The organism is Phocaeicola sartorii JCM 17136 = DSM 21941, from assembly GCF_054653615.1.
The window spans coordinates 1-8,379 of record NZ_BAAIFW010000001.1; the positions used below are offsets into that span (position 1 = coordinate 1).

5 protein-coding genes are annotated in these 8,379 nt (G+C 38.7%); 2 read left to right on the plus strand and 3 right to left on the minus strand.

The annotated features are described in order from the left end of the window. Positions 1-309 precede the first annotated feature (309 nt). Positions 310-1,431, plus strand: a complete 1,122-nt coding sequence (locus ACYQ0C_RS00005) for an AAA family ATPase (protein WP_016278641.1) — start codon at positions 310-312, stop codon at positions 1,429-1,431. 116 nt (positions 1,432-1,547) lie between these two features. On the opposite strand, the gene ACYQ0C_RS00015 is transcribed toward ACYQ0C_RS00005, so the two are convergent. The 3 genes from ACYQ0C_RS00015 to ACYQ0C_RS00025 all read right to left on the minus strand — a co-directional run bounded on the left by ACYQ0C_RS00015 (position 1,548) and on the right by ACYQ0C_RS00025 (position 7,800). Then, positions 1,548-3,188: a RagB/SusD family nutrient uptake outer membrane protein gene (locus ACYQ0C_RS00015; protein WP_016278642.1), complete on the minus strand. Its 1,641-nt coding sequence runs from the start codon at positions 3,186-3,188 to the stop codon at positions 1,548-1,550. A gap of 15 nt (positions 3,189-3,203) precedes the next feature. After that, positions 3,204-6,215 carry a SusC/RagA family TonB-linked outer membrane protein gene (locus ACYQ0C_RS00020; protein ID WP_459976799.1) on the minus strand — a complete coding sequence of 1,004 codons (3,012 nt, stop codon included), beginning with the start codon at positions 6,213-6,215 and terminating at the stop codon, positions 3,204-3,206. A gap of 424 nt (positions 6,216-6,639) precedes the next feature. Then, complete coding sequence (locus ACYQ0C_RS00025; RefSeq protein WP_135952806.1) at positions 6,640-7,800, minus strand: site-specific integrase; 1,161 nt, start codon at positions 7,798-7,800, stop codon at positions 6,640-6,642. A 375-nt stretch (positions 7,801-8,175) separates the two neighbouring features. On the opposite strand from ACYQ0C_RS00025, the gene ACYQ0C_RS00030 reads away from it, so the two are divergent. Further along, positions 8,176-8,379: carboxypeptidase-like regulatory domain-containing protein (locus tag ACYQ0C_RS00030; protein ID WP_459976798.1), on the plus strand; the 204-nt coding region annotated here is incomplete at its 3' end.

Consider the following 8,379-nt stretch of genomic DNA (forward strand, 5'->3'; position numbering starts at 1 on the left):
AACTAAAATTAAAATCTAACAATTTAATAATTAATACTTTACAAACGAACCTTCACTTGTCAAAAAGGAACAGACAATGCTTCCAGATAGCTTCTTCCCTTTTTATTTTCCTCTCCATTCTACTATATTTCTACTAAATTCTCACTTATATACTAACAGAAAGCATGTCGCTCTTATAGACGTATTTTGAGTCAAATTACCTTCTTGTCAGAAATGATTGAACACCTGTCTTATTAACAAAATCAAAACATATTATAATAATTGCATTATAATAAGATTATAATTACTTTTGTGGAAAAGTATGCGGCTATGGTAAAAATGAATCCTTTTATAACAAGCGGTTACCGTTCGGAGAAGTATTTCTGTGACCGGATAGAAGAAACGCGTTTTCTGACAAAGCAGATCACCAACGGAAACAATGTAGCTCTCATTTCTCCCCGGCGTTTGGGAAAGACAGGGCTGATAGACCATTGTTTCCACCAGCCGGAAGTAAAAAACAACTATTACACTTTCCTGATAGATATTTACGCTACCAAGAATCTGCAAGAATTTGTCTTTGAATTCGGTAAGAGTATATTGCAAGGACTGAAACCTCAAGGGAAGAAAATATGGGAAACATTTTTATCCACTTTATCTTCCCTTCGTACCGGAATAACCTTTGATGAGACGGGCAATCCCAGTTGGAACCTGGAAATGGGAGACATAAAGAGTCCTTCAGTAACATTGGACGAGATTTTCAGTTACTTGAAGAAGGCAGACAGAATTTGCCTGATCGCCATAGATGAATTCCAGGTGATAGCCAAATATCCCGAGAAAAATATAGAAGCCACGCTAAGGACTTATATACAGCATTGCACCAATGCCTGTTTCATCTATTCAGGTTCTCAGCGGCACATGATGGGAGAAATATTCACCAGTCCTTCACGCCCTTTCTATCAAAGTACTACCATTTTGGATTTAAAGCCCATAGGATTCGAAAACTATGCTGCTTTCATTGAACGGCATTTTATAGAGAATGGAAAGAAAATCAATAAAGATACTATTGAAGAAGTATACCGGCTGTTTGACGGTACCACTTGGTATATCCAGTTTGTCATGAATTTCCTCTATGCGGATACCATGGAAAAAGAGACCTGTACGGTTGGAAAGATCCAATTGACATTGGATGAGATTTTGTCACAAATGGATTTTACCTATTCTTCTTTACTCTATCAACTTCCACCAAAGCAAAAGGAGGTGCTGATGGCCATCTGCAAGGAAGGCAAGATAAAAGAAGTCACCTCTTCCAGATTTCTCCATACTTACAAACTGACGGCAAGCAGTGTGCAAGGAGCACTGAAAGGGTTACTGGAAAAAGATTTTGTCACTGCTGAGTTAGGTGTATATAGTGTTTATGACCGTTTTTTTGAACGCTGGCTGAAACGGCTGTAAAGCCCCCCCGAACATTATATTGAATACGATAACAATATCAAAGTAAAATCTCCGTTAAAAGGAAAGAGCCCGGTTAAATACCGGACTCTTTCTATTACAGATTAATGTTTAACTCATTATGCTGTCGGAACACTGACAACCGGATTGTTGTCGTCTTTAGATATTCCACTATTATTATTGATTTCATCTTCCGGAATCAGCCACAAGAATATCTGCGATTCTGCAGGCAGATTAAATGCCACATTTGATGCATAATTCGCCCCTGTTCTGTCCATAGGTTTCTTCAAACGCATCATATCAAAGAAAGAAAATCCTTCTCCCCACAATTCGACACGACGTTGAAACCAGATCTCATCTTGTAAAGCCTCTGCCGAAGATGCAGAGCAAACATAAGAAGGATCACGATAGTTCTTTACAAAATTCTCCAATGTCGATTTAGCTCCGGACACATTCCCCGCCATGGCCTGCGCCTCAGCCTTAATCAAAATCATTTCTTCCGCACGCATCATCGGGAAGTCACAAGCATTGGTAGCATTATTGTAGACATTTTGATAGGGACCAAATTTAACATTCAAATAAGGAGCCTGCCATCCCAGCCAGTCAGCAATGTTATAGTCAACACCTTGATAATTATACTTCCAGGTCCAATCTACATTAGGGCATTTTCCTGTAAAGTCATATCCCAACAGCTTATTGTTTTCATCATATACAGGATCTCCTAGCGCCCACCATCCTTTGCGGACGTCCGTATCGGGTATCTGACTATACAACTTGCTGTTGATATAACGGCCCGCATACCCCGGAGCGTAACCATTTCCGGTAAAAGAACACATGTGCGAAGGAAAATTCAAGATACCACTTTGAACGATATCATTGGTTTCTGTAACCACATTTCCCCAAATCCATGAAGACGCATTGCTGTCATTAAAAGAAGGCTTGGATACATCATTTCTGCTATAAGGGGTATAACCTTCCATTGCTTTTTCAGCATCCGTAGCAGCATCCTGCCAATTTTGCATCAACAAATTGGCGCGTGCCCGCAAACCGTATGCCACATTTATATTTACCTGGTCTTTTGAATCGCGGTCAGCAGTCAGTAACCCTATTGCGTCTGTCAGATCTTTCATGATCAGATCATATACGGCAGCAACCGTAGCGCGCGGATTGCTGGCAGCCTGTTCACCAGTCGTTTCTTCTGTTACAATAGGCACAGCCGGAGCATTCTCGTGTCCTTTATAAGTAAACTGATAAATTTGCACCAAATTTAAATAACTCCAGGCACGAGTAGCCAAGGCCTGTCCACGGTATTGCTTCAAAGCCTTATCCTCCACATCAGCTGTTGCTACTTTTAGAATGTCATTCGCCATTTTTATTTCACTGTAGAACAAATTCCAGAAGTAATAAGTATTGGTACCTGTTTCCGTTCTGTCAGTCATGCGCAGCTGAGAACGGTACCAGTTATAACCCGTATCTTCAGAAGGCATATCCATTCCGCTCGTATCATACATCATGCAGGCTGACGCAAAACCAAAATCGAAGTGAGCCGTACCACCATACCATTCTCCGATAGAATTATATTTAATCAGGTTTGAGGACAATCCTATTACATCCGCTTTCAGCTTCGAAGGGTCTTTTGACTGTATTTCATCTTTTTGATCAGAGGTGATCGTGCCTCCTTCAGGTATTTCATCCAGATCGCAGGATGTTACCATAAATGCAAAAGATGGAAGGAGATATAAATATTTATATAGTTTCATATTTCTAACTTTTAATTAAAATGTTAATTTAATACCACCAGACAATGTTCGTACAGGTGAATAAGTCATAGCATTAGCGCTGGTATATGACTGACGAGGGTCAAGTCCTTTACGTTTTGACAGCAGAGCCACATTGTCGGCTGCAAAATAAATGCGTAAATTAGACAACTGTAATTTGGTCACCCACGCCTTGGGGAATGTATAACCCAATGTAATATTAGTAAGATCCAGATAATTCGAACTGATCAAGAATCTGTCTGAAGCAGAGTTAGCATAAGTATCATTTCCATTCAAACGGGGTATATTGCTACCTTTATTGCTCTCCGACCATGAGTTCAAGATATCTTTGTGCCAGTTCTGACCGGCAGAAGCCGCACTTCCGTTGTGCATCAATGACTGGTAACCGCTATCAAACAATTTACCGCCCAACTGATAAGCACAAGAAATAGAAAAATCAAAACCGTATGCTGAAACAGTCGTACCGAAGCCACCATACACATCCGGCAACAAGTCACCTGTCTCATATCGGGTTGCTTTATTCCATTCGGTAGTGGTTTCCCGTCCTGTAACATTACCTTTTTCATCTTTCACATCCATATAATACAATGCCACACCTTCATCATTTACTCCTGCATACTTGCGATAGTAACGTTGATACATGGATTTTCCCTCTTTATAGATAGTAGAGCCGGATATCAGCTCTCCATTCAGTTCCGGAGCAAGCTCTAAGATCTTGTTTTTAACCGAAGTCGCATTCAAAAATACATTCCATTGCACGTTTTTAGTCTTGATGATGTCTGAATTCAAGTCTATTTCAATTCCGCTATTACGAATAGAACCCACATTCTTCGGATATACCGCATAGCCATTGGAAGGAGAAACCGGCATGTAATACAACATATCCGTTGTTTTACGGCTGAAATATTCTATACTACCATTCAGCAAACCCTTAAACAAGTTAAAATCAAAACCGGCATTAAAAGAATATGAAGTTTCCCATGTAATATCCGGATTTCCTTTATAGGACATATTTACCGCAAAATCTCCATTATTCTCTACCACATTATATTGATCCTGGTATGGATAATAGTTCTTGCTGCCATATACATCATTGAAAAGCAAATCATCATTACCTTGAATACCGTAGCTGACTTTAAATTTAATGAAATCAGCCCATTTCTGATTTTCCATAAATGCTTCTTTAGTCAATACCCATGCTCCACCAACAGATCCGAAGTTACCCCAGCGATTATCTTTAGCGAATCGGGAAGAAGCATCGCGACGATAAGAGGCACTAAAAATGTATCTGCCGTCATAATCGTATTGTGCACGTGCCAACCATCCTTCTGTAGAATAATTATCAGTAAAAGAACTAATAGAAGGATTTTTTATTGCATTGTCTATTTCAACAATATTCGGGTTGAATAATTTTTCTTTGCTTCCGTTTAAGTATTTATACTCATAAGTATAATTTTCATGTCCTACCAGAACGTCAATGTTATGCTTGCCAAATTCTTTAGTGTAAGACAGTAATTCCTGCTGGTTGATACCTGAGGTACGAGTCGAGCCGGCATAAACGATACCACCCACTTTTGAATATTGTCCATAGTAGGCGTTATACAAGCAGCTGTAGCGAGTATTATCCAGATCAACACCTATATTATATGTAAATTTCAATCCGTCCCAGATATTAACAGCGGCATACCAACGTCCACTGAACACATCTGCCAGGTATTGACGTTTGTCCAGTTCCATCATGGCAGCAGGATTGGAACCACTCATAAACGTACGTTTATAATTTCCTCCCACGCTTCTGTCTCCAAAGTCATATACTGTAAATCCGTTGCTGTCCACCATAATTGACTTGTCGGCATTGCGAGCGTACATGGGATAGATTGGAGCGATGTAATTAGCCACATAGAAAAGATTGGCAGAAGAAGTTCCTGCATAACTGTCCTGACTGGCCGGAGATTGCATATCATAATTTGTGTATGACATGTTCGCTCCCACCTTCAACCAACTTTTGGCTTGATAATCGGCCTTCACACGAGCTGAATAACGGGTAAATCCGGATCCGGCGATCAATCCGCTATCATCCAGATAACCAGCGGACATGTAATAATTTAATTTGTCAGTAGCACCAGATATATTAAGATTATATTCTTGACGTAAGTTTCCACTATTGAATAATTCATCATACCAATTATCCGGCTGATAGTAATATGTACCGTCCGAATATCCCAAGGTGGCTTTCGGATTCAGTTTTCCGTCCATTCCAATCATAGACTCCCCTTGAGGTACTGTATAAATTTGATAACCTACACCACCATTGTTATTAGTCGGCAGTGACTGATTGGCAAAAGCATTCGCTTCCGCAGGAGTCTTTCCATTGTATATCTGACCATTATACATAGAAAGATAAGCCTGTTCCAAATAAGTGGCCGGATTTGTCAGGACATCATAATTAGGTACAGCACGTGAATTGGATCCCCATTTTGCATCCACGTTTATCACTGCCTTCCCCATCGATCCTTTTTTGGTTGTAATCAATACAACTCCATTGGCTCCACGAGCACCATAAAGTGCATTGGATGCGGCATCTTTCAAGACTGTTGTAGATTCAATATCGGAAGTATTAATAGAAGAAAGATCTCCATCATAGGGTACCCCATCCACTACATACAACGGAGCATTTCCGGCGGCCATAGAACCAGTACCGCGCACCCGGATTTTTGCAGTAGATCCCGGTTGTCCGCCATTACTACTAGACATGACCTGCACTCCGGCTACAGCACCAGACAATGCATTGGTAATATTCGACACTTGTCTTTTCTCTATTTTTTTACTATCGACAACTGCCGCCGAACCTGTAAAAGATGATTTTTTCGCAGTACCGTATGCTACAACCATCACTTCGTCAAGTACTTCTGTATCAGACTTTAAGATTATCTGTAAATTGGATTTTATACCCACTTCCTGGGTCGCCATACCAATAAACGAAACCACCAAAGTCTTTGCGGAACTAATGTATTGTCTATTTCGTTCATTATCAATATGATAAAATTTGCACCTAATTGATTCCCCCACTGCTTAAAACCGTATTATAATGATTTTGGAAATTATTTATACCATTATTCTACCATCCCGGCCCTTCATCTTGATTAAATTTTCACCTGTCGTAACCTTTCTTTAATAGATATCGCATTCATGGATTTTTCTTCTTTGTTACCGGAATTTATAATGACGGGATGTGAAATCCAGTTGTCGGTTGGCTGTTTTGGATTCTTTAACAATTCAAAAAAATGCAGTGGCCCTTGGTACTGATTTTCTACCTGGTTGTGCAAGGAGGGGATTTTTGTTGTGTTTTATTTCCTTCAGTTTATTGCCCGGCAACCACGGCGAAGAAACGCTGTGCTTACAAGGCAATAAACTTTATCAAGGAGATGATGCGCTATTTCTTTTGGCATTTTTTCAAATCCCGTACGATTGTACTTCCCATCACCTCTCCATATATCTGTGTCGTAGCAAGATTTTTATGTCCTAACAGCTTTTGCACAGTTGTTATATTGGCGCCTTTGTATATCAATAAAGTCGCATTGGTGTGGCGGGCAGAATGGAATGAAAAGTGTTTGTTTATTCTGGCCAATTTGCCTATTCGTATCAGTTCTTTATTTACGCTTGAATTATTCTTTATTGAAAAAAACGAACTCCATTTCCCTCGGTATTTCTGCAACAGGGTTAGTGCCTTACCTTCAAACAACAGGCTTAAAGGCAATTTTACTTCCGCACCGGTTTTGACAGAGTCAAAAATCAGCCACAATTTTCCGCCCATTTTCACGACATTCTTTTCTTTCAGACTCACAAAGTCAGAATAACGTAATCCTGTATAACAGCAAAATAAAAAAGCATCAAGTGTATGTTCCAACCCCCTGTTTCTTCCTGTCAGAGAGACTTCCTCTAATTTTTTCATTTCTTCCGGCAATAAAAAAACATGTTTTCCTTCTTTCATTTTGATTTTATATCTTCTGAAGGCATAATTGTTAGGATCAATATATCCTTTATTAATTGCGGCATTAACAAAAGATTTCAAATGTTTCATGTGTTTGGCTATTGTGTTTGTTTGATATCCGGATTCATAAAGGAATTTTTCAAAATCTGTAACGAAATTATAGGTCAAGTCTTCAAACTCAATTGTCGGCTTGAACGATTGTAAAAGGGTTATTGTTGTCAAATGATTGCGCTTGGTACTGTCTTTTAACTGGGAAGAAATAATTTCTTTGCGTGCAAACCCTAAAAAAGAAGCGTCTGTATTCGATTTGAACTCTTCCTTGATGAGGCTCAAGGTTATAGTCTTTCCCTGTCTCCACAAACTTAATTCTTTTTTCTCCAATTCAATAATAAACTCATTGAGCATGCCGTTCAGTGCATCTTGATTGGGATGATCCTTGACCACCTTTCTTTTTACATCCCATTGTTCCGGCCGTAAATAAACATGCGTGGAGAAATACACTTTCTTTTTATTCAAGTAAGCCTCAACTTGAACTAAAGCTGTCCCTCTGTCATTTAAACTTTTTTTTCGATTGTAAACGAAACGATAACTGATTTTCCTCATAATTTAATTCTTTAATTGAAATACTACAATACTATAATAAGACGCAATAAAGAAAAGTAGAAAAGCGTTATCCTGCTATTTTGTTTCCATCTTTATATTAATTAGACGATTGATTAACATTTGTAGGTTAATGTATGTTTATATAATAAGTTATAATTTGAAAGTCATTTCTCTTCACGACTTAGAAAAAAGAATAAATATGAGGTTTATTTTCGTTTTTTGTGAGTTTTAAATGCCCAAAAGCATAAAAATATAGCGGTTTAGTATGTTTTTTACAATAATTTGTTTGAGATTACAATTTTATTCATACCTTTGTAATTTGTTAGAGTGAATGAATTTATATTAATGCAAAGTTAAACTTTAAGAGAGAATTTTATGAAAAGAAAATTAATGCTGTTATTGACCTGCCTTTTTGTAGGTATAGGTCTGGTAACCGCTCAGATCACGAAGGTGACAGGTACTGTTATCTCGGAGGAAGACGGATTACCCGTAGTTGGCGCCTCTATTTTGGTAAAAGGTACTACTGTAGGTACAGTTACTGACATGGATGGTAAATTTACATTATCAAACGTTCCAAGT